The sequence below is a fragment of the Streptomyces sp. NPDC018947 genome, assembly GCF_044390505.1.
Classification (GTDB): domain Bacteria; phylum Actinomycetota; class Actinomycetes; order Streptomycetales; family Streptomycetaceae; genus Streptomyces.
This window is the reverse complement of record NZ_JBIRZD010000019.1, coordinates 1-22,582: the sequence shown is the minus strand read 5'-3', so window position 1 is coordinate 22,582 and position 22,582 is coordinate 1. Positions and strand designations below refer to the sequence as shown.

Sequence of the window (22,582 nt, the reverse complement as noted above, 5' to 3'; positions counted from 1 at the left end):
TAGATTCCGCCGAAAGCCGCCCAGGTAGCAATGGCGGATTCTTCGGCGGGCCGTTGTCGTCACCGTACGAACCGCAGCGGCCATGCATCCACGTCGCGGACAGCGGACACACAGATCGTCCCACGTCATTGAGGGTCCTCCCCGCCCACGTCCTCCATCGTCACTGGGAGCTCCGGGTCAGGAGTCGTACGCCCATGCCCGGCCGGTCTGCCGGTACTCCTCAACGCGGATAGGCAGAACCCCTGACTGCATACGATCCGTGTACAGCAGGCCGTCGAGGTGGTCAATCTCGTGCTTGACGAGGCGGTCCAGGCCGCGCTGGTAGACGTTGGTTACCGTGGCACCGTTGAGGGATGTGGTCTCCACGGTCATTCTCAGAGGGCGAGACACCTTCCCTCGCACGTTGAAGAAGGACAGGTACCCTTCGTACTGCTCATCGCTCTCCTCCGACACATCCGTGACACGAGGGTTGAGGACGACGATGGGGCCAGCGCCGGACTCGGCAGGCTGAACGACAGCAGCAGCACGGGTAATGCCGATCTGAGGCGCGGCGATCCCCAGCCCTTGGCGAAGGTGTGCACCTGGGCGATGCACTCTATGAACGCGAAGAGTCTGTCCACAACACGTTCCGCGCCATCCCGCTCGGCGGGAAGGTCGAAGGGACGTGCCGGCTCACCGAGGATGGGGGCGCCCGCCTGGACGACCCCGAGGTTGCGCGTCTACTCGCTGGGCCCCTTGGCGCACCAATCATCATCACGTTTGTCACGGGGTGAGATGATGACCCGCGCCCGGCTGGTGGGTGGCCGCCGGGCCTGGGAGGGTAAGTGGCTGGGGTCGAAGGCCGAGCACTGGTGGATGCCTGCTGGGCTGTAGCAGATCTACTGCGGAGCAGCATGCCGGCCCATCAGTACCGCAACGTGATACTCCCGTTCACCTTTCTGCGCCGGATGGACTGCCTGCGCCGGCATGAGGTGGGCCTGGGGCTGAAGGTGACGGCCACGGAGGGGGAAGGCGGCGTCGCGGCCGCAAGCTCGGACTCGGCGCAGGCCGGACTGGACGAGACAGCCGGAGCTACGGACACTCGGGACAGCCTCGGCGGATTGCTCACGGCGGTTGACGAGGCGTCACCGGATGCCGAGAAGCTGCTCGCCGAAGCACTGGAGGGCTTTACGCGAGTTTTCTCCGCCGAGGTCGTGGAAGTACTGGACGCGTTTCAATTCGCCGCTGAGGTACAGAGGCTGGCGAGCGCGCGTGTGCTGCGTGGCGTTGTGTCCGGGTTCGCAGAGCTCGATCTGAGTCCTGATGCCGTCTCCGACCAGGAGATGGGGTCGGCGTACGAAGAACTGGTCTGGCGTCTCGTCGAGGCGGCGCCGGAGCGATCGGGCGAGCACGCGAGCCCCCGCGACGTGGCCACGCTGGCCGCCAGACTGCTGCTCGGCCCAGACGCGGCGACGCTTGACCGGGCGGGCCGGCCCATCGCCGTCCATGATCCGTGCTGCGGCACCGGGGGCATGTTCACCGCCGTCGAGGACTACCTGCGCGGCCTGGACAGTCCCCCCGAGGTGAGGGTCTTCGGCCAGGAGATCAACCCGGAGAGTTATGCGATCGCCCGCTCCGAACGCATCTTGAGCGGCACGGATGCGACGGGCATCTGCTTCGGGAACGTCCTCAGCGACGACAGGCACCGAGGCGAGACGTTCGACTATCTGCTGTCGAACCCTCCGTGGGGGGTGGAGTGGCGACGGACACACAGCGAAGTGAAGCGCGAAGCTGAGGAGTTGGGCCACGACGGCCGCTTCGGGGCGGGGCTGCCGCGTATCAGTGACGGTTCCTGGCTCTTCGTGCAGCACATGGTCGCCCGTATGCGGCCTCCGGCCGCAGGTGGCGGCCGGGCAGCCATCCTGCTCCCTGCCATGACGCTGAACCGGGGCGGTACCGGATCGGACGAGGCGAAGCTCCGGCAGTGGCTTTTGCAGAACGACCTGTTGGAGGGTGTGGTCGCCCTGCCCACGCATCTGTTCGTCAACACCGGTCTCTCCGCGTCTCTGTGGCTGCTGTCCAACCGCAAGCCGCCCCGGCTGCGGGGCAAAGTCATCGCGTTGGATGCCCGGGGCCACTTCGCGACCCTGCGCGGGACGCTGGCGAGTAAGCGGCACTATCTGACGGACCAGCACATCGCCCGCCTCGGCGAGCACTACGAGGCCGCATACGGGGGCAACTTGGGGGAGCGGCAAGAAGCCGATGGTGAGGACGGGGCGTTGCTCCTCGACGTCGATGACCTTGGCTATCAGGAGGTCACGGTCGAGCAGCAGCTGCGGCAGTACTTCGCGGTGAGCGACGACACCGTCAGCGATGCCGAATCCTGGCCGACACGTGTATCCTTCGACGGAACGGATGCCCTGGTGGGAGCACTTCGTGCGTTGAACGGGCAGAACTGGCCCACCTGGAACGCGTTCGAGGGCGCCTTCTCCACGGCCCTGAAGAACGCAGGTCTGTCGGCGGAGCTCCCGCGTTCATTGTCGCGCCGGGTACGACAGGCGGTGGCCGTATCGGCCCCGGAGGGGGAGCTCCAGAAGGACACGCGGGGGCGTCCGCTGCCGGATCCCGAGCTGCGGCACAAGGTGCGGGTGCCGCTGGGACAGGATGTGGACGAGTTCATCGAGCAGGAGATCGCGCCCGAGTACCCGAACCTGTTGCGCGATCAGATCGGCGTCGAGACCGGCTACGCGTTGCCCCAGGCCCCCTTCCTGTTCGGCGTGCCCGGTACGGGCTTCGGTCCACTGTCCACGGTGGCACGGCGCGTGGGAACCGGCTCACCCGGTAGGCGGCCCACGGGCCTGCCTCTGCTGAGCGGCCGAGACCTCCAGACGGTGGCGACCGCGGCGGAACTCTCGGAGTCTGCCCGGCCAGGGCAGGCTGTGGCCATCTGTACCGGCGGTGACGTGGTGGGACTCGCGGGCAACTGGCGTGTGTTGCCTGCGGAGTTCGGGGACGCCGTGACCGGTCTGACCGTGCTGCGTCCTATCGGCAACAACGGCCGAGCCTTGTGCGAGTGGATGCGGACTCGGGCGAGCGAAGAGGACGGCCCTTACTCGCGCGTGTCCATGAACTCGCCCGTGCCTGTCGAGCTGATCAAGGACCCTGAGTTCAACGCGCATCTGGACGACCTCGACCACGGCAGAGCGGCGCTCGCCGTCACGACCTCAAGAATCCTGCCGAACGTGTTCCAAGGTATGCAGGCTGGTCTCGACGAGATGCGCCGTGTCGCCAAAGCATCCGCATACGAGGCGCGCATCATCGAAGAACTTGTCCAACCGCTCGGGGACCCGGTCCGACGGGCCGAGTGGACCTACCCGTACCACGTCGCGGCGCTGGCCCGGCAGTACCGCATCGCCACGACGTCGGCCCATCGCAAGGATGCTCTCCTGAAACTCGCGGAAGGCGTGGCGCGCTGTGTCGGGGTGCTTGCCGTCGCGGTCCAGATACACCGTGACCAGGGCTACGTTGACACCCTTCGTAGAAACAGATCCCTCTCGCAGGGCGGTGCGACCTTCGGGACATGGGAGAAACAGATCGAAGCCCTGGTCAAGGCCGGGCCTATCCCCGAACTTCCGGAACTGGAGGGCTCCCTGGACCCTGGTGGGGTGCTCGGAACGCTGCGCGAACTGCGCGGGATGCGGAACGACTCCAGCCACGCGAGCAGGGTGCAGCCGGAACACAAGCTGGAGCGGGAGGTCGAGACGCTTCAGCCGCTGGTCGTGGCGGCCCTGGAATCGGTGGGCTGGCTGTCCGCCCTCCGCTGGGAACTGGTCGACACCTGTGCGTACGCCGGGAACGGCGGATTCACCCTGATCGGGCGACGTCTCCAAGGAAGCCATCCTGACTGGGAGCCTTTCGAGCGCTCGTTCCCCGACACCCTCGACCCAGACCGCATCTACGTGGAGGGCCCCTCATCCCCGCGACCGTTGCCGTTGTGGCCCGTGGCACGGGCCGAGGTCTGCGAGGACTGCGACGCGCGGGAGCTGTTCCTGTTCCACAAGTTCGACAAGACGAGCGGGGACATCACAATGCGCTGCGGCAGGGATCACAAGTTCCCTCGGGACGACACCTGAAGTCGTGCCACGCCCGCGGCCCTGGACTCCAATGGGTTCGCGCGTCGGGCACCCCCGCTGAAGCGGTGGCCGACGAACTGGTCGCGCCCGGACTTGCCCCCGAAAGCGGGAGCGACGCCGCAGTGTGGCGCCCCGGGGCAGAGATGGAGCACTTCCGTGGGCTCATCCACCGGCTCGGCGTCACCGTCGTCGGCCCCGACGATACCGCCCCGCACGTGAGCGGGCGCCCCCTCCCTGACCCACACGCCACGGCCCGCCTCGTGGCGGCCGTGGCCCACCTAGCCACGTTCCGCTGCGCACTACGGGCAGAAGACGGTCAGGATCCTCCTTGCTCGGGGTGACGAACGGCATCACACCGCGGAGCGCGCCCGCCACTGTCGCGGTAGCGGGACTGAACACGGCCATGGCGATGGCGAAGGCGGCGAGGGTGGCGGTGGCGTGATGGCCGAGCAAAGCGGTGTCGACCAGAGCGCCGGCCGAGGCAGCGATCATCGTCAGGTATAGCGGGAGCGCTGTCGCCGCTATACCGATCCACGTACTGCGCTTGGCCGGTCCAGTCCCCGTGCTGATCACGGCTTCGATCATCACACTGCGGAAGCTGACAAGTCAGCGGAAGCGGTGAAACTCCGACCCTGCAAACTCAGGCGGACGGTCCTCGGCTCCTTCGCCCAACTGGAGGTGGGCGAGTCAGTCGCCTTGTCATGAGGATGATGAGTGCCCAGTTCAGGTTACTTTGCAGTGCTGCGGGAGGCGTTCGTCGAGATGGTCTCCCAGTTACGGCCGCGCTATGCGGGTGGGCTGTGGAGCCGCACCAGCGTCACAGAGGGTCGGGCACGCGGATGCCGGGCCGGTGAGATGCCCACGAAGGGCAACGCGATAGCTATCCGTCTTGTGACTCCGAGTCGCTTCAGTCGCTGCTGATGCGGTGCGAGCGGTTCGATCCGCGATTTTGATGACGCGACTCGGGCGCGGCGGAATCCTGTGCTCGGTCGCTGGCCGTTCATTCGCTGCCGCAGTGGCGTCCTGTTCACGGGTCGCTTCGTCACACCCGAAGCGAGCACCCCCTGCGGGGCCGGGGTCGGTCGTGGGAAACACTGGACCGCCCGGCGGTGCGCCCTGCGTCTCGCTGATGCTGCCGCCGCCGGGCGCCGTCATCGGCCGCCGCTCCTCGTACGGGCGCGCGTACTGCCACCCGTGATGACGGCCCGCCTTGCGGCCATCGGGATGCGGTGGTCGTGACCTTGTTCCGTCCTGTGCGACGCATCCCCGGGCAAGGGAACACGCGAGACGCATCAAAGGCTGGTTGCGCATGTCCTACGCTCCCTGAGGGGGTGGGACGTGGAGTTCGAGGTGGGGTTGCCGCGGTACGGGCGGCGGCCGGGGTTGCGGCGGTTGCCGTCTCAGCCGCGTCAAAGGAGACGGCAGTCGCTGGGCTCGCTCTTCTTCGTCCGTTTCCTGCTCGCGCTGCCCGAGGACCCCCTTGAGGCGTTCTCCGCGCTGTTCGAGCCGGTTCGCAAGGCTCTCCGCCTCCTGCTGCGGCTGCTGAACGGGCCGGGCATGCGCGGCGGCTGGGACAGTGACGCCGGACGGCTCGTCCTCGCCGTCCACACCGCCTACTGGACCAGGGACGCACTCCGCGCGGAGCAAGCACAGTGCCTGCTCGTGGTGGCTGACGGCAGGATCGCCGTGCGGGCGGTCTGGCAGGACGCCTCGCATGCCGTGTCGTGCCCACACGCGGGCATACGCGTCACCCCTTGGCCGCGACGACGCAGGCGCCGCGTGGACATCGCCTGCACCGACGGTTCCTGGCTGACAATCCGCACCTCCCACACCCACTCCGCCGACCAGATCCGCACCCTCCTCACGCCCTGAGGAACCGCGCTCACCGCCACAAGCCGGGAACACCAGGAGGAGCGGGAGCTCCGGCTTGGTGCATGGGTCAGCAACCAACGCCGCCGGACCGCGGCCCTCTCGCCGGGGCGGGTGGAGCAGCTCTCTGCCGTCGGCATGCGATGGACATAGAACATGGGCGGGCACCTGCGGGACCGCGTGACGGCCTGGACCGCCAGGCGGTAGAACCCGACGTGTGGCTGTCTTCTACTGCGCCAAGTGCGCAACCGCGCTCACCGGGGACCTGGTGGCTCTGCCCACCGTCCCGGACGTCGACGACCCGGACGACGGCCGGGACAAGGAGACCGGGCGGGCCCGCTCCACTGTCCCGCGCGGGCACTACGCCATCGACCCCGACCCGTGGGGCGCGCCCTTCGCTCCTGCCCCCGTACCCCGCCAGCACGCCAGCAGCTCGGGCCGCGAGCTGCTGCGGTCCGACACCTGGGCCACCGTCTCCGCGGGACAGCGCAACAGCGTCGTCGTCCACCCCGACGACGTCCTGCCCCGCCTCGCCCCCTTTACATGCGGGGACAACTGGACTGGGTGCTGTGGCCCCACCGGCGCGCATGGCCCCAACCTGGCCTGCGCCTGCGGCTCACGCCTAGCCACCTGGGCCGCCGATTGCCTGGGCCCCAACGAACTCCACCTCGACCCCGTCCGCGTCTACGCCTGGCACCAGGGTGGAGACGGCCGAAGACGCCCTTGATTCCGAGGAACAGCCCTGACCATCCCAGGCAGGAGGATCCGGCCTACCGGTGACAGGTCAATGAAATGGGGAACGAAGAGCGAGCCTGGGGATTTCCACGAAGCCTCGTCAGGCTGTTGGGCGATGCCGTTGCTGCCGGTCCAGACGGCGGCGAAGGCGGTGGCATTGAACAGCTCACATGCCGCGTTCGGGGCCTTCCCAGCTCGTCATCGGTTCCGTCTCGCTCATCGGCCTGCTCTCGAAGACGATCGGCCCGGCATAGAAGACGCCGCTTCCCGGTCCGAACATGTCTTCTCCGACCAGATACCGGTGCAGCCACTCGGAGAATGACATGTCGTACTCGTGATAGAGCGCCTCGCCTCCGTCGCAGGAGAAGAGCCTCCACCCTCCCGTGTCTGCGTCGGCGATGCCGAAGAGGTTCTCACCGCGGTCGGTGTCGAGCAGCGGAATGAGGCCGGAGGGAGCACCGAAGGGTGAGTCGGGGAAACCGCGGCGCTTGAGGTCCTGCAGATCGCTGTGGGAGAACGCCTGGATCGTCTGCATCATCCAGTCCCGCAGGTTCCACCGGCGAGTGGAGGGGTGATCTAGGTAAAGGTGCACGTTCAGTTGCACCGGAGCGTACTTGCCGACGATTTCCTTGTAGTCGTCAGGCAGCCGGACCCTCAGCTCGTCTTCCAGTGCACGCCAGTTCGCAGGAGGCCCGGACTGTTGTCTGCCCTCCCCCAGCATGCGGATGACGGAGTCGGTAAAGCTCTGCGGCACTGCTACCCCCGGCGTCTGTTTCGAGGACCTGGTCGCCGGCCCACCCTCCTGCCACAGGTGGGTGGGTCGCATGCCTTGTGGTCCTGCGCTGCTGCAGTGAAATGACGGCGATTCTATTCGAGACGCGCAGCACAAGACCGTGGCAGGGGGCAGGGGCCCCTCCCCACCCGAGAGAGGGCGAGGGGGGGGCGGCCCGGCGGCCGGGGACTCGACCGCACAAGGGGGTGGTGCGGGGGCACCCTCCGGCCACGCCGACACTGCCCCCCACGAGCAGCCCCGCAACCCCCTGACCGCGGACGTCGAGGACGCGAGACGCTTCAGGAGGCAGGAGGACGCGGAAGGCCCACCCACCCGGGGTGCGCTCTGTGGGGCCAGTGCCAGCTGCCGGCGTACTCGTCTATGTGCAGAGCTGCGTACGGATGAACGGGCAGAGCAAGGAGCCTTGTGAAGCGCGAGCGTCGTGGTTCGAGATGATGGCGCGGTGTCTCTTCGTTATTTCAATCAGACCGGCTGGACTGCGATCTTCAACGGCACCGACACCGAGGTCGGCCGCATGGTGCGTGTGGAGGGCTGGGATCAGGCGACTGGGACGGCCCTGGTCGTCGATCCTAAACGTGGGGCCCTTCGTCCGGTGACGGACTACGAGGACTTCTCCCACCTGGAGGGAGCCGACCAGGTCGTGGCCGCGGTGCCTGGTGGAGGGTGGCGGGTGCACTGGAAGGACGAGGGCCCAGGGGGAACGCCGCTGACGGAACAGGTGCTGGCCTGGCTCATCACCTCGCAGGGGCGGGCGACGGCCATCACGGTCGATGCTCAGGGGCATGTCGAGGACGCTGATGGGGCCGACGCCTTCATTCCGCCGGGCGAGGATCCGGTGTCCTGATCGCAGCTGGTCAGGCCACGTCGTTCTCTCGCGCGATGGCCTGGAGGCGGTTCTTGAGCCGGTAGCTGGGGCCGTTGATGGAGATCACTTCGCAGTGATGGAGAAGCCAGTCGAGGATGGCGGTGGCGAGGACCTCGTCGCCGAAGACCTGGCCCCATTCGCTGAAGGTCTTGTTCGAGGTCAGGATGATCGAGCCCTTCTCGTAGCGCTTGGAAATGACCTGGAAGACCAAGTTCGCCTCAGCTCGTTCGAGGGGCTGGTAGCCGTCCTCGTTGACGACGAGGACGCCGGGCTGCAGATAGGTGCCGAGCTTGTTCGTCAGACGGCCGGCAGCCTCTGCGGCCTTGAGGTTGCGGACCATGTCGTCAAGGCTGGTGAAGTAGATCGAGTAGCTGCCCCGGCAGGCCTCCCACCGCCACCGCAAGACCGCAGTGGAGCCCCCGGACACCGAAGACTTCGACCAGGCGCTGCGCGTCCAGCTCAAGCAGGTGGAGCAGGCCGCCCGGACGGTTCTGGAGAGCCTCACCGCGGCGGACGGGGACGTGTCCGAGCCGCTGCAGCAGATGGTGCGCCTGCAGGTCCTCGCCGAGAAGCTCACTCCCCACATGGTGGCCAGAACCAAGCTGCGCGGGGCCACCTGGGACCAGGTCGGCGTCCTGCTGGGCACGACCAGGGACACCGCGCGCAAGAAGTTCAACCTGCCCGCCCGCCGGAGCGGCCAGCGGTCGGTGCCCGTCGTGCTGCCGCCCTCCCTCGCAGGCCCCGCCGCGGCAGGCCCCGCTCCAGCGGCCGACGCCGCCGTCCCCACGGCCCCGGACGGCGCCGACGCCGGCGGGGACGGCACAGGCAGCCACTCACCCCCCACCCCCGCACCGGCGCCCGGTGCCCTGCGCGCTGCCCGCCACCGGCGGCCGCGACCTGGCCACCGTCCTCAGCAGCCTTCAGCGCGCCTCCGGCCTCAGCCTGCGCGCGCTGGCCGGCCGCGCCAGCCTCTCCCCCGGCTTCCTCTCCCGCGTCATGTCCGGCGAACGCTTCCCCTCCTGGAAACACGCCTGCTCCATCGCCCGCGCCTGCGGCGCCGACCCCGAGGTGTTACGCAGAATCTGGGAATCGTCCAACGCCCGCCGCGACAACCAGCCCCGACTCTCCACCCTCGCCTCCGCGCTGCGCTTCCTGCACCTGCGCGCCGGCAGCCCCACCCCCTGGGCCATCTCCGTCACCAGCAACAACGACCTCGACGAGGACTACGTCGCTGGCCTCCTCCAGGGCACCACCACCGGCCCCTGGGAAGACATCTACCGAATCGTGTAGCTCCTGGACGGCGAGCCCTCCTTCTTCCTCCCCCTATGGGAAGCCGAAGCCTTCACCCAGCCCACACCACCCCCACGCAGCCGAAGGCGCATGGGAGGAAGTTCCGGACGAGGCCACCGGCGTGGACCGGAGCGAGCGGAGGAGCAGCCGGCCGCGTCTGGGGCCCCTGCGGACTCAGGCGACGCGGTAGTGCAGGACACGGAGGCAGGCACTCGCCGACCCGAAGCTGGCGTCGCCCTTGAAGGTGGCGGCTGCCGATCGGGCCGGCCCTGCTCGGCCCCGCCCGAGTCCGCCTGGGATGATTCCCGAACGGGCCGTACTCATCAAAGGCGAAGACCCGGGCAGGGAAGCGGTCGAGAACAGCACAGGTTGGGCCCTCGGCTGCTTCAGATCAGGGGCGACCCTTCAGCACTGGCCCATTCGAACCCAACGCGGGGCCACCCCCGAGGGACTTCACCCCTGACAAGAGCCTGCAGGAAGTCGATAAACCCGCCCGGAAAGATCTGAACCTCAGAGCATTGCCGGAACGAGACAGCCACGGCCCAATGATGGTTGTCGACCGACGGCGGAACCAGCAGACAGATGTCGCCATTGAAGTCGTGATAGGCCCATGGCAGGAACCTGGCTAGCCCGGAACTCTCTCCGGGCGACTGGTCGATCACACCTTCCACACCTGCCAAGAAGGTCTGGCGCTCCTCCTGCATGACCTTCAGAAGAGGGTCGATGCCCTGAACCGTTTTCATCCTGTCCTGCAGGGGTGATGGCGCAGGTCAGCGGGGTGGCGTGACAAGGCGAGGCTCCTGGTCGTTGCGGTGGTGTTCTCTACGCACCTCGCTTCGTCCGAGGAGCCTCGCTTGGTCCCGTATCGTGCCACGCTCGACGTCCCTCACGAGCTGGTCGAGCATGTCTCGTGGCTCATCTATGCCCGAAGGTGTGAACGCGGCACGCGGTGGCGGAAGCTGGGCTGCTTCCAGCAGGCTCTGCTGGCGCTGGTGCACCTGCGCAAGAACGAGACGCTGCCCCAGCTCGCGGCGGGGTTCGGGGTCTCCACCGCGACCGCTTGGCGGTACGTCGACGAGACCCTCGACATCCTGGCCTCCTGGGCTCCCGGTCTGCACGAGGCCCTCGTCGGCCTGGGCGAAGGAGACTTCGTCATCGTCGACGGAACGCTCATCCCCATCGACCGCATCGCCGCGGACCAGCCGTACTACTCCCAGAAGCACCGGAAACACGGCATGAATGTCCAGGTCGTCGCCCGTCCGGACGGCACCCCACTGTGGTTCTCCCGCGCGACGCCGGGACGCACCCACGACCTGACGGCGGCCCGCGCTCACGGCATCGTCCAGGCCTGCCTCACCCGGCAGATCCTCGTACTCGCGGACCGCGCCTACCAGGGCGCCGGCGCCACCTTCCGCACCCCGTACTACCACCACAGCGAACAACCCGAGCATTACCAGCAGTTCAACCGCGACCATGCCCGGCTCCGGGCGCCCGGCGAACGCGCCTTCGCTCAACTCAAGACGTGGCGGCTGCTGCGGCGAGCCCGCTGTTCCACCCGCCGCATCGGCACGGTCGTCCAAGCCGTCCACACCCTGCTGACCTGCACCTATTCAGGATGAAAACGGGTCACTGTCCGTCCGTTGATTCAGGCCTGGCGTGCTGATTTCTTGACTGGGCGCTTGTGGCCAGTGCTGGTAACAACCGAGCGTCAGCCGAAGAGGACCCATCCCCTGACAGCCGCGACCACCGCGGAGATCGCCGCCAATAAGCCCCACAGGATTCTCATGTGGTCTTCGGTGAATCGAGGACCGGGCGGGCCGCTCGGCGAAAACTTGCAGGTGATGTCGTACACCCGGAGAGCGAGATTGCGATAGTCCAGGGCTATCAGCGTGCCCAGGACAGCAAACCCCACCGCCCACACAAAATGGAACATTCGATGAAACTCCGGATACTGGGCGCCAAATAACCGGGCGGGTTGGACCGGGAAATGTGCTGCGTTTGGTGTCAGCGGCGGGTGACGGTGTAGCCCGCGTCATTCACGGCGCGCCCTGATGATCGCCACTCCACTGCCACCTCGCAGACGATAGTCATTCCACATTCCGCTACTACACCCCCGGCGACGAAACCATCGCCGTCCGCACCAGCAGCGGCTTCTCCTACGCTTCCCGCGTCGGCACCGCGGATCGGCCAGTTCCCGCAGCCGATCTCACGGTGCTGATGAGTGGGCGACTTGAGCCGACAGACGGAGGCAGACTTGACGGTGCATCGAAGCTCCGTTGCGGGACGGCGACTTGGGAAGGTCACCTCCACAACGGAGCTTCATTGCGTCCGGTCGCGTACCGGCCAGCATTGTCATACCGCCGCGACCTGCACACCCGCGCGATCACCACGACTTTGCAATCGCCTTGCCCTGGGTGTCAGCTTGCCCTCGCGTCAGGTGAGACCCATCCGAATCTCGACCACCAAACTGACCAGAGACACGAACGCTATCACTCCGGCAGCGAACCGTATCGACCTCGGGGTAGCCCTTTCTGTAGGGCCGGGGACTACACCCGCCAGGAACAGGAATATCCGATCAGCCATCTGCGCGATGTTGAAAACGGTGACTAGCCCCAGCGGGAAGAGGATCCCTGAGACCACAAGCCACCCGACGTTCATCTCGGAAGAGACATACCCTGCGAGTTCAATCACGTCGACCTGATTCATCCGATACCAAATATTCTCTTTGAGATATCACCGATTCGACCAACCCGTGTATCGCGCGAAGTGGTTACGCCTGCCTCGAAACCCAAGCCTCCGACTAGGCCAACGCTGGTGGTCCCCACTGGCTCACCACGACTGTTCGTCGTATCGATCGCTCTCTCGTGGCTTATCGTTGCACCTACACCATACGCCGCAGTGAGGGTACCACCCCAGCCGTCTCATCGGAGATTATCGAAGTCAGTGGCGTTGCTGCTCATAAAGGAGACACCACCGTTGAACCCGACAGACGGAGTCTCCGATCCACGACTCAGGCTGATGCCGTAGTCGTTACCTCCATCGGGCCTCCTTGTCCCGACGAGACAAACCGATCCTGCTACCCCGAATCCAAGACCTGCCGATCCGCTCAAACACAGTCCCGTGGTGTCACCGCTGAAGCTGTGAGCCACCTTTTTCCCCTTGTCGGAGAGCCATCCACCGAAGGAACTAATACCCTTCTTGACTTTATCGCGAATTCCGTCCTTCTTATGCTTTTCGGCTTCTGCGGCCTTCCTGCGGACCTCGGCTTGAGCCTTGATGCGAGGGTCTGACACGCTACTCACGTACTTGACTTTGGGAGGCTGCTTTTTGTAGTAGCTGGAGTTGTAGTAGGTGTTGTAGCTCTTTTTGAGGGTGGCGAGTTTCTTTTTATATTTCTTGGTTGTGTGGCCCTTGCTGTCGCGGTAGCCCCACTTCTGGTAGGCGTGCTTCATGGCTGTGGTGTTGCCGTAGCCGAGGCCGGTGAAGTCGTCATAGAGCATCCGTCCGTCTGGGTCGGATGCGGTGACGGGCCGGCTGTTGGCGTATGCGTAGGCGTTCATCTGGAGGGGGTCGTCGAGGTTGATGAGGGGGTCGACGGAGATGAAGGTGCCGAGGGTGGGGTCGTATTCGCGGGCGCCGAGGTGGGTGAGGCCGGTGGGGTCTTCGGTGCCGCTGACGAAGCCGCGGGTGCCGGGAAGGGTTTCACTCTGTTCGGAGCGTTGCTGGCCGAAGGGGAGTTGGCGGCGGCGGGTGACGGCGAGGGTGGTCATGGCGACCGCTGTCATCGCGGTGCCTTGGTGGTCGTTGATGAGGTAGGAGAAGCCGCTGGTGGTGCGGACGGCGATGGTTTCGTCGCCGTGGGTGTAGTAGCGCACTCCTTCCTTGGTTCCGGTGGGGGTGATTTTGAGTTCGTTGTTGCCGGGGAGGGTGAGGGTCTGGGTGCCGTCGGCGTCGCGGGCGATCATGCGGTTGCCGTCGGCGTCGTAGAGGTAGCTGGTGGTCTTGCCGGCTTCGGTGATGGTGGCGAGGTGTCCCTCGGCGTCCCAGGCGAGCTTTTGGGTACGGGAGCCAACCGTGCGCGCTGTGGTGTTGCCGGCCTCGTCGTAGGTAAAGGTGCTCGTCTGTCCGTTGTTCGGGCCGCCGCTGGTGGTTGCGGACTGCGGGGCGTGGGGGACGCTGCCGCCCGCAGGGTTGTGGGTGTAGGTGGTGGTGGCGTCAGCACTGGTGGCGCCCGTGGCGTGGTCGACCAGTTTGGTGCGGTTGCCGACGCCGTTGTAGGTGTAGGTCTGCCAGTAGGGGCTCGGTCCGCCGACGGTGGTGCTGGTGGGCTTGCTGGAGCAGGTGCTGGTGGTGGTCCAGGCTTCGGTCAGGCGCTGGAGGGCGTCGTTGGTGAAGCACTGGGTGTCGGTGGTCTTCTGGGCGTCCTGTCCGCTGGTGGTGGTCAGGCCGGTGACGTTGCCTGCGTCGTCGTAGGTGTAGGTGGTGTCGTCGATGCGCTGGGGGGCCAGGTCGCGGTCGGAGGTATGCCGGGTCAGGCGTCCGGTGAATTCGTCGTAGTCGCGGGTGAGGTAGACCTTTTTGCCGAGGGTGCCGAATTCGAGACGGCTGGTGCGGGAGAAGACGTCGTACTGGGTGTCGTTGACGAGGGTGACGGCGCCTGCGGTGGTTTTCAGCGGGAGGTGATGGTCACCGTAGACGGTGGTCTGGCGTTCGGTGGGGAGGTTGCCGACGGCCGGGTGCTTGATCCATTCCTGGGCGCCTGTATAGGTGTTGTAGCCGAAGGTCCAGGTGTAGGTGCCTGCGAGGTTGCCGGCGCCGGCGGGGATGGTGACGGTGCTGGCGGTGGGCTGGTAGGCGTCGTTGTAGGCGGTGGCGGCGGTGGTGTAGGCCTGGCCGTCGATGTAGCGGGTGCTGCTGGTCGGCTGGCCCTTGGCGAGGGTGTCGTAGGTCCATTCGGCCAGCAGGGTGCTTCCTTGCTTCAGGGTGCGCTGGCGGCCGAGGTCGTCGTAGCCGGTGGTGAGGGTGATGCCGCGGGCGTCGGTGACCGCGGTGGCGCGGCCGAGGTTGTCGTAGGTGGTGTGGCTCTTGCCCTTGTCGGGGTCGTTGACGTCGGTCTGCTGGCCGCGGGCGTCGAAGGTGTAGGTCCAGGTGTTGCCGGCCGGGTCGGTGACGGTGTCCGGCTCGTCGTACTTGCCGTAGGTGTAGCGCGTCGTCTGGTACTGGGTGCGTTCGGCGTTGGTGTACTGCAGCAGGTCCGTGGTTCGGCCCTGAGCGTCGGTGATGGTGGTGGTGGCGGTGCCGCCGGTGGGCGGGATGACGGTGGTGCGGTCCCCGCCGTAGACGGTCTTGGTGCGGAATGCCTCATCGCCGTTGTGGCGGGCGATGGCGTCGGTGACGCGGCCCTGGCCGTCGTAGAGGTTTTCCACCATGGTCGGCACGGTGTTGTCAGCTGCCGTGACGAGGGTCGCGGAGGGGGCTCCGTTGGCGTAGTAGGCGCTGTAGGTCTTGGAGACCAAGCCTCTGGTGTCGTAGCGGGTTTCGGTGATGACCCGGTTGGGGGTGCCGACGGCGGGTGCCTGGGTTTCGCGGGCGCGCAGCAGTCCGTCGTAGATTTGGTAGCTGGTGGTGTAGGTGCCGTCGTGCTGCAGCGTCTTGGTCGCCACGGCGTTGGGAGCGGTTTTCGAGATGGTGTACGTGTACTCGATGCTGGGCTGGCTCAGGTGGTCGGCCTTGGCCCAGCCGGGTCGCCACACCTTGAGGGTGCGGCCGAGACCGTCCAGGACTGCGTCGGTGCGCTTGCCGTTGGCGTCAGTCAGGGCCGTCGGGGCGTTGCGTGTGGGGTCGTAGGAGGTGGTGACCGCGTGTTTGAAGGCGTTGGTCTCCGTCTTGGAGGTGGGCGCTTCGACGGTGGTGGGAGTGTAGTTGGTGTAGGTGGTGATGTTGGCGGCGTTGGTGTCGGTCAGTTCCCGGCCGTGCTGGTCGTAGGTGTGGCGGGCGGTGGTGAGGTAGCCGGTTCCCTTGGCGTCCTGCTCGTCCAGGCGGGTGACGTCGCCCTTGGTGGCAGGGGTGTCCAGGCTCGTGGCGCCGTCGTAGTAGTAGCGGGCGTCCGAGATCAGGTCGGCGGGCAGCGAGGGTGTCTTGTCGCAGGCGGCGGCGACGGTCTTGACTTGCTTGGGCAGGTCGAGGATGCCCGTGGTGGAGGCGGCGTAGGAGGTGGTGGTGCATTCCTCGTCGCCGCTTTTGGCGAGGTCGCCGAGGTCGGACTCGGTCAGGGCCTGGCCGTAGCGGTCGAAGGTCCGGACCGTTTGGGTAGCGCGCCAGCCGGAGCCGACGGCCGTACGTGTCTTTTCCTCTGCGGTGCCGGTGGCGTAGGCCTGGAGCGCGGTCAGGCCGGTGCGGGCCTGGGTGGCGGTGGCGGCCGAGCGCCAGGGGGTGTAGCTGACGGTCTTCTGCAGGGTTCCGCCGTCGTTGCTGTAGACGGCGTCCTCGCGTGGCATGCCGGCGAAGGCCGGGTGGTCGGTGGCTTCGTTGCCTTCGTGGTCGGCGATCCTGGCGCCGGTGATGCCGCGGAAGTAGCGGTGCTCCTCGAGGGACTGTTTGCCCTGTGCGGGTGCGCCGGTGCGGACCTGGACGCGGCCGTAGCCCTGGCGGTCGCCGTAGGTGAGTTCGGCGGGTTTGGCGAACTCGTCCTCGTCCTTGCCCCAGGCCATGCCGTCCAGGTAGCTGTAGTCGGTTTCCTTGATGGGTGCGCCGCCGGTGTTGTCGCTCTCCAGTACCTGGGTGACGACGTAGGTGTGGAACCAGTCGAGGTAGGGCTTGTATTCGGCGGCTGGCGCGTCCGGCGGGGACCAGATCACCGGGTAGCAGCGGCGGGTGTTACTGGTCGGTGAGGGGACGTCGCCGGCCTTGCAGTCGGCCGGTGAGTAGGTGGCGCCGATGGTGGAGCCGGTCTCGGTGTTGATGGCGTAGACGCGGTAGCGCGTCAGCGGCGGTACCGGGTCGGGAGATCCTCCGGTGGTGGCTCCTTCGACCCGGTTGGGCAGCTGCTGGCCCATGAAGGTCACGGCCGGCAGGGTGATGTCCCCGGTGCCGGTGTGGCCGGTGCGGGTGAGGGAGGCGAGCCACAGGGCAGGGTTGGAGCCGTCTCCGGTGGCGGGGAACTGGTGAGTGAGCTTCCAGGTGTCGACTGGCTTGTATGCGCCGCCGGTCAGGATGCTGGTGTCGACTTGGGTGAGGCGCTTGCGGGTCCAGAAGGACGGCGAGTAGCGATCCTTGCAGTCCTGGCCCGAGGCGCAGTGCCGGTCGAAGGGGACGTCGGGCCAGTTCTTGGCGTGGGCGGAGTCGAAGGTCCCGCAGTCGCTCAGGCAGCGCTCGGCGACAGTGAAGTCGACCTTGCCCGCCGCCGTCTGGGTGTAGATGGTGTCGCCGGCACGCAAGCCGTAGCCGATGTGGTCGAGGTAGCCGCCGCGGTCGTAGACAGTGGCGGTGGAGGCTCCGGTGTCGGGGTTGACGTTGCGGCCGTAGTAGTTGGTTTCCTTGTTCCAGTAGTAGGCGCTGGCGTCGCCGTGCGGGGTGACGACATAGTCCAGGTTCCACCGCCAGGCCTGCTGACACCAGGAGTCCTTATAGGCGCTGGCGTGGCAGGGCTCACCAGTCTGGTTGCCGAAGACCGGGAGCGTCCAGGTCGAGTTGGTTTCGGTCTTTCCGGAGGACCAGCCGGGCAGGCGGTTGTAGCCGAAGTAGTACTGAGTGCCGTCGGGGACGGTCACCCGCCAGTACTCGCCGTCGTTGTCACCGTTGCCGCGGTCGGTGCTGGTGAGCTTCTCGACCTTGGTGCCGTCGTCGTCTTCCAGGTGCCACTGCCCGGAAGCGTCATCCTTGACGAGGACGTTGGACTGGCCGCCGAGAGTGAGGACGGCATTGTCCTTCTTCCAGCACTGGTCGCCGCTCTTGTCGGTGCCGTTGCTGTTGGTGGTGTCCTCCGAGCAGGGAATGTAACGGCGTTCGATGGACCCTATGTCGAGGGACCATCCGTCTCCGACCCAGTTGGCTTGGTTGTTGGTGGCGGCGGTTCGCCCGTCGACGGCTTGGGAGCTGTAGGACAGGCTCAGGTCTGGCCCGTCTCCCGCCGCTACTGCGGGCGTGTCGAGATCGTAGCTCCAGGTGAAGGCGCCGCTGGAGCCGCCGGCCGACCATGAGGCAGAAGGCGAGAGAGGACTGGCCGTGAAGTCGCCGGAGGCTCCTGACGCTGCAGCCGTCGCCGCTAGCAGCACGGTTCCTTCGGCAGCGGTCAGGCCGCTGGCTGAGCGGGAAGAGGGGGTCTCGGACAGGGGCGTGGACGCTGCGGCCTTGCTGGTCGCCGGCAGATTCACGGCGGCTTCTACTGTCGCGTGCTTGCTGTCGTTGCGGGTGGGCAAGTCGGTGCTCTTGGTGCACGCTGCCTTGTCCGGCGTGCTCAGAGCGCAGGCGGGCAGCTGCTTGAGCCTCAGACGGGAGGCCCAGTCACCGCCATAGGCGTGACGAAAGCCGGAGTAGTCCACCTGTACGTTGACCGGTCCTGCCTCGCCGCTGCCTGACCGCACAGCGAGGACAACACCGTTCACGCCGAGTGCCTTGGCCGTGGCTTGGTCGAGCACCTGCACCTGCGCCTGCGCGAGCCCGTCGGTCTTGCCGGTCTTGCTGGTGAGCACGCTCTTACCCACGCGTACCGATGGGTCACCGGCCTTGGCAAGCCCCGTGGGGGGAAGGGGAACTGTGGAGCTTCCGGGTTTGGGCCATTCCACCTTTGGCGCACCCTTCCAGGCACGCTGCGCCGTCTGGTCCGGGCGGTCGAGCGCGTGGACCTGCACTGCGCCGGTCGGCACAGGATCGGGCTTGCGCAGCTCACGCAGCGCCAGGTCAGCAGCGGCTGCAACGGGCTCACTGAGCATCCCGATGGCCAGATAGCTGACAACAGTCACCGCGACGCCACGCACCAGACGTCGGCGGTGCCTCAACGCACGAGGTCTATGGGCAGAGTTCGCCCGTGAACCGGACAAGGTTCCCCCCTGGGAAGTTATCAGGAACAAGATCCAAACATAAGTCCGAAGGAACGTAACACCGTATGACCGGACGGCAACAGAGGGCGACCGCTATTTCGCCAGCCCTTCCTTCGAACACCACGGCAAGGCAAGAAGAGCATCCATCAAGCCACAGGGAATCTTTCTAGCCATAAAGTTGCCGCACACGCCCTCGGCATATGCCAAAAATCTCCCCAATGAGGCAATAAAGGCATTCTCGTTTCGGTCATAACGGGCAAATATCGCACAGGCTTGTTTTGTGCATACTCGGCTCTCTACGGTGCGTAGTTGCATTGCCACTAGGGAGGGAAAACCGCACCATGACATGGGCTCACCACCCCAAGAGACGAACACTCCGGGCGGGTCCGGCGGCCGTTGCGCTCGCCGCGATGGCACTCACACAGGTCGAGTGGGCAGAGCAAACCGCCAGCGCCGCCACAGCCGCGGCCACGGCGCAGAATTCCTCGGCTGCCCTCGATTCACAGAGCCAGAAGGCCCTCGCCGAGGCCCAGGAAACAGGGGAACCTGTTGAGATTCTGGGGCAGCGCTCAGAGACCTCCCAGGTCTTCGCCAACCCCTCCGGCACCTTCACCGAGGAGCGCTATGCGCTGCCTCAGTGGGTCCGCAAAGGACACAAGCTCGTCGACATCGACCCCACCCTTCATGCCACAGCCAACGGGTACGAAACCAAAGCCACCGAGACCGAGGTCACCTTCTCCGGCGGCGGTACCGGCCCCATGGCGACCGTCGTCCGTGATGGGCGCAGCCTCGCCTTTTCCTGGCCGGGAACTCTCCCGTCGCCCCAGATTGTCGGCGAGACCGCCACGTATTCTGAAGTGTTGCCAGGGGTCGACCTCAAGCTTCACGCCACTCCAACCGGTTTCGGCCAAGCATTGGTGGTGAAGAGCGCGGAAGCCGCCACCAACCCCGAGCTCAAGCAGCTGGACTTCGCAGTGACCAGCAACGGAGTGGAGCTCACGAAGGACGCCCACGACAATCTCCGGGCTTTCAATCCGGCCGGCCAGGAGGTCTTCACGGGGCCGGCGCCCAGAATGTGGGACAGCAGCACCAGCGACGGCGCGCTGCCGACATCTGCGAAGCAGAGCCCTACTGCTCTGGCCGGGACTGCAGCCGACGGCCCCATCGACGACGCGTTTTCCCCGCCTCCGGGAAGCCAGCAGGCACCCGTCCTGCTCGAGACCGACGGTAAGACGGTCAGCCTCACCCCCGACCAGGACCTGCTGACCGGCGAGAACACCCAGTTCCCGGTATACATCGACCCCTCGGTCACCGGCTCCAGGTACTCATGGGCCATCGTGAACAAGAAGTTCCCCAACAACTCCTTCTACAACGGAGCAGGCTGGATCAACTCCGACGGCAGCAAGGGCACCACGACGGCCCGCGCCGGCTACGAGAACGAGACCAACGGCGTCACCCGCTCGTACTTCCGCATGAACACCAAAAACTTGTGGAATACCAACAAGGTCATCACCAAGTCCACATTCCGCATCAAGAACACGTGGTCTTGGTCCTGCAACAAGCGGAACGTAGAACTCTGGCGTACCGACGCCATCAGCTCAACCACCACATGGGACAGCCGCCCCACCAGACGCGAGAAGCTGGCCACTGTTTACGACGCCAAGGGATGGGGCTCAGCCTGCCCTGCCGGCAACCTTGCATTCGACACGACGGCCGGCGCCCAGGACGCCGCGGCCGGCAAGTGGAACACACTCCAGCTCGAGCTCGCGGCCGCGAGTGAGACGGACGTGTACGGCTGGAAGAAGTTCGACGCCAACACAGCCGTACTGTCCACTGACTACAACACGGTGCCCGACGTCCCCACCGGCCTGTACACCTCACCGGACACCGGCGCGACGTGCGGAGCCACGACCCCGTACACGGTGATCGGAAACACGGACATCACCCTGGGCGGCACCTTCCGTGACGCCGATGGCGGAACAGTCAAGGCCCTCTTCGTCCTGTGGCCCACCGGCCACGGCGGGGCGAGCAACGAGGTCCGCACCACGGTGTCCACCACTTCCGGGACAGTCGGCAGACTGGTCGTCCCCAAAACCAAGCTGGCCTCCCTGCTCACGGATGCCGGTGTCACCGGGATCGGTACCTTCTCGTGGTACGCCAGAACCCAGGACGGCACCAGCTCCAGCGCCCCCAGCACCCAATGCCACTTCCAGTTCGACGGCACCCGCCCCAGCAAACCGCCGACCATCTCCTCCCCCCAATTCCCCGACGGCACCCAGGGCTGGCCTGACAACACCAGCCCCGTACGCACCGAAGGCACCTTCAGCCTCGGCAACGGCGGCGTCACCGATGTCGCCAAGTACGAGTACTGGACCGACTGGGACCCCACCGTACGAACCGCCACCCCCTCGGCCCTCGGCGGATCCACCAGCGTCAAAGTAACGCCCACATCGGCCGGCTCCCACCGCCTGTACGCCCGCAGTGTCGACCGGGGGAACAACACCTCCGACCGCGCTGTCTACCTCTTCTACGTCAACAGCCTCAACATCACCGACAAGCCCGGCGACCTCAACGGCGACGGCAACAGCGACATATACGGAGTACGCACCGACGGAATACTCCGGCAGTACTCCGGCACCGGCAACGGAACCGTCAGCATCTACTCCGAAGGCAGCTCCACCAGATTCAACGGCGCATCCATCACTCACCGCGGCGACTGGACCGATGACGGATACGAAGACCTCATCTCCCTCAGCGGACCCGCAGGCAGCAAAACACTCCAGGTCTACCCCAACAACGGCTACGGCTACGCCTGCAGCACCACAGGCGAAGAAGTCTCAACCGGCAGCGGGACATGCTCCACAGGCCGCCAGGAACTGACCGCCTACGACCCCGCCAACAGCCACTGGAGTAACGCCGACCAAGTCATCGCCATCGGCGACGTCGACGGCCCGCTCGACGTCGACAACGACGGCACCATGGACGTCCCCGGCTTCCCTGACCTCATAGTCAAGGAAGGCAGACTGCTCTGGCTCTACTACGGCGCCAGCAGCTACCACCTCGACGAAACCACCGAACCCGTCCTCATCGGCAACGGCAACTGGCCCGACTACGACCTCATCGCCCCCGGAGACTTCGACAAGAACGGCCACGTCGACTTCCTCGCCCGCCAACGCAGCACCGGCGACCTGTTCCTCTACCCCGGCACCGGACCCGCCGGAGAAGGGCTGGGAGTAGGCGAGACCCGCATCAACATCGGCTCCGGCTGGACACCGGCGAACCGACCGCTCATCACATCAGGCGGCGACGCCGACAACGACAACAAGCCAGACCTGTGGGCCACCAGCCCGGACCCCACAAAGGGCCTCTACTTCTACCCAGCAGTAACCACCACAGGCCACGGAACCCCCATCTCCGTCGGCACCAACGGCTGGCTCGACTTCGAGACACTCAGCTAACAACCCACTGCTCAACGAGCCCGCGCTGAGAAACCGTCACAGCGCGGCGAGCCAGCCGTATCCCAGCAGTCCGATCCGAGGAACGCCCCCGCCGGCACACCACATGCCGACGGGGGCCACGGACGCCACCCCGGCCCGGACAGTCGACAACATGCGGCGCGGTCCGGGGCTACGTCCCGCTCGTACCGGGGCGACTCCCGGGATAGCGGGACATCGATCAGCGAGCGAGTCAAGCCAAGTCGTTGGTGTAGGTGAACTGCTCCCCCGCCAAGGCCCGGCGGTCGAGTGAGACGAAGTACGAGGGCGACAGAGTAGCCGACGGTGGGCCTAGGCAGTTTCGTTTGGATCACCGGGCGGACCAGAGGAAGATGCCCGCGATGTGGAGTCCGGCCAGGTAGATGGTGGCGGTCTTCTCGTAGCGG

General features: G+C 66.3%; 13 protein-coding genes and 2 pseudogenes. 8 read left to right on the top strand and 7 right to left on the bottom strand.

Going from position 1 to position 22,582, the window contains the following annotated elements; translation table 11 throughout:
* Positions 1-177: 177 nt before the first annotated feature.
* Positions 178-594: a peptide deformylase gene (locus ACH499_RS29755; RefSeq protein WP_399019630.1), complete on the bottom strand. Its 417-nt coding sequence runs from the start codon at positions 592-594 to the stop codon at positions 178-180.
* Between the two features lie 230 nt (positions 595-824).
* On the opposite strand from ACH499_RS29755, the gene ACH499_RS29750 reads away from it, so the two are divergent.
* From ACH499_RS29750 to ACH499_RS29735, 4 genes and pseudogenes are all read left to right on the top strand, one after another.
* Positions 825-4,112, top strand: a complete 3,288-nt coding sequence (locus ACH499_RS29750; RefSeq protein WP_399019628.1) for an N-6 DNA methylase — start codon at positions 825-827, stop codon at positions 4,110-4,112.
* A gap of 1,392 nt (positions 4,113-5,504) precedes the next feature.
* A complete protein-coding gene (locus tag ACH499_RS29745) occupies positions 5,505-5,984 on the top strand; it encodes a hypothetical protein (protein ID WP_399019626.1) in 480 nt (159 codons plus the stop codon).
* Between the two features lie 39 nt (positions 5,985-6,023).
* A pseudogene (locus ACH499_RS29740) lies at positions 6,024-6,134 on the top strand (helicase associated domain-containing protein); the annotation flags it as partial.
* A 64-nt stretch (positions 6,135-6,198) separates the two neighbouring features.
* On the top strand, positions 6,199-6,708 hold the full coding sequence (locus ACH499_RS29735) for a hypothetical protein (protein ID WP_399019624.1): 510 nt from the start codon (positions 6,199-6,201) through the stop codon (positions 6,706-6,708).
* A 174-nt stretch (positions 6,709-6,882) separates the two neighbouring features.
* Here the strand turns inward: ACH499_RS29735 and ACH499_RS29730 are convergent, their stop codons facing one another.
* Positions 6,883-7,542 (bottom strand): SMI1/KNR4 family protein, encoded by a 660-nt coding sequence (locus tag ACH499_RS29730; protein WP_399019622.1) that lies wholly within the window; start codon positions 7,540-7,542, stop codon positions 6,883-6,885.
* Positions 7,543-7,951: 409 nt separating this feature from the next.
* Here ACH499_RS29730 and ACH499_RS29725 point away from each other — a divergent pair, with 409 nt between their 5' ends.
* On the top strand, positions 7,952-8,353 hold the full coding sequence (locus ACH499_RS29725; protein WP_399019620.1) for a hypothetical protein: 402 nt from the start codon (positions 7,952-7,954) through the stop codon (positions 8,351-8,353).
* A gap of 10 nt (positions 8,354-8,363) precedes the next feature.
* Here ACH499_RS29725 and ACH499_RS29720 read toward each other — a convergent pair.
* Positions 8,364-8,778 (bottom strand): annotated as a pseudogene (locus ACH499_RS29720) (ATP-binding protein); the annotation flags it as partial.
* A 457-nt stretch (positions 8,779-9,235) separates the two neighbouring features.
* On the opposite strand from ACH499_RS29720, the gene ACH499_RS29715 reads away from it, so the two are divergent.
* Positions 9,236-9,664 carry a helix-turn-helix domain-containing protein gene (locus ACH499_RS29715; RefSeq protein WP_399019618.1) on the top strand — a complete coding sequence of 143 codons (429 nt, stop codon included), beginning with the start codon at positions 9,236-9,238 and terminating at the stop codon, positions 9,662-9,664.
* A gap of 386 nt (positions 9,665-10,050) precedes the next feature.
* Here the strand turns inward: ACH499_RS29715 and ACH499_RS29710 are convergent, their stop codons facing one another.
* Positions 10,051-10,407: a hypothetical protein gene (locus ACH499_RS29710; RefSeq protein ID WP_399019616.1), complete on the bottom strand. Its 357-nt coding sequence runs from the start codon at positions 10,405-10,407 to the stop codon at positions 10,051-10,053.
* 111 nt (positions 10,408-10,518) lie between these two features.
* Between ACH499_RS29710 and ACH499_RS29705 the strand changes: the two genes are divergently transcribed.
* On the top strand, positions 10,519-11,283 hold the full coding sequence (locus ACH499_RS29705) for an IS5 family transposase (RefSeq protein WP_399019614.1): 765 nt from the start codon (positions 10,519-10,521) through the stop codon (positions 11,281-11,283).
* A gap of 89 nt (positions 11,284-11,372) precedes the next feature.
* On the opposite strand, the gene ACH499_RS29700 is transcribed toward ACH499_RS29705, so the two are convergent.
* The 3 genes from ACH499_RS29700 to ACH499_RS29690 form a co-directional block, all read right to left on the bottom strand.
* Complete coding sequence (locus ACH499_RS29700; RefSeq protein WP_399019612.1) at positions 11,373-11,597, bottom strand: hypothetical protein; 225 nt, start codon at positions 11,595-11,597, stop codon at positions 11,373-11,375.
* A gap of 500 nt (positions 11,598-12,097) precedes the next feature.
* Complete coding sequence (locus ACH499_RS29695; RefSeq protein WP_399019610.1) at positions 12,098-12,370, bottom strand: hypothetical protein; 273 nt, start codon at positions 12,368-12,370, stop codon at positions 12,098-12,100.
* A 215-nt stretch (positions 12,371-12,585) separates the two neighbouring features.
* The gene (locus tag ACH499_RS29690) at positions 12,586-18,624 is read right to left on the bottom strand and encodes an RHS repeat domain-containing protein (protein ID WP_399019608.1); all 6,039 of its coding nucleotides are present in this window, start codon (positions 18,622-18,624) and stop codon (positions 12,586-12,588) included.
* 488 nt (positions 18,625-19,112) lie between these two features.
* Here ACH499_RS29690 and ACH499_RS29685 point away from each other — a divergent pair, with 488 nt between their 5' ends.
* Positions 19,113-22,160 (top strand): VCBS repeat-containing protein, encoded by a 3,048-nt coding sequence (locus ACH499_RS29685; RefSeq protein WP_399019606.1) that lies wholly within the window; start codon positions 19,113-19,115, stop codon positions 22,158-22,160.
* Positions 22,161-22,582: the final 422 nt, after the last annotated feature.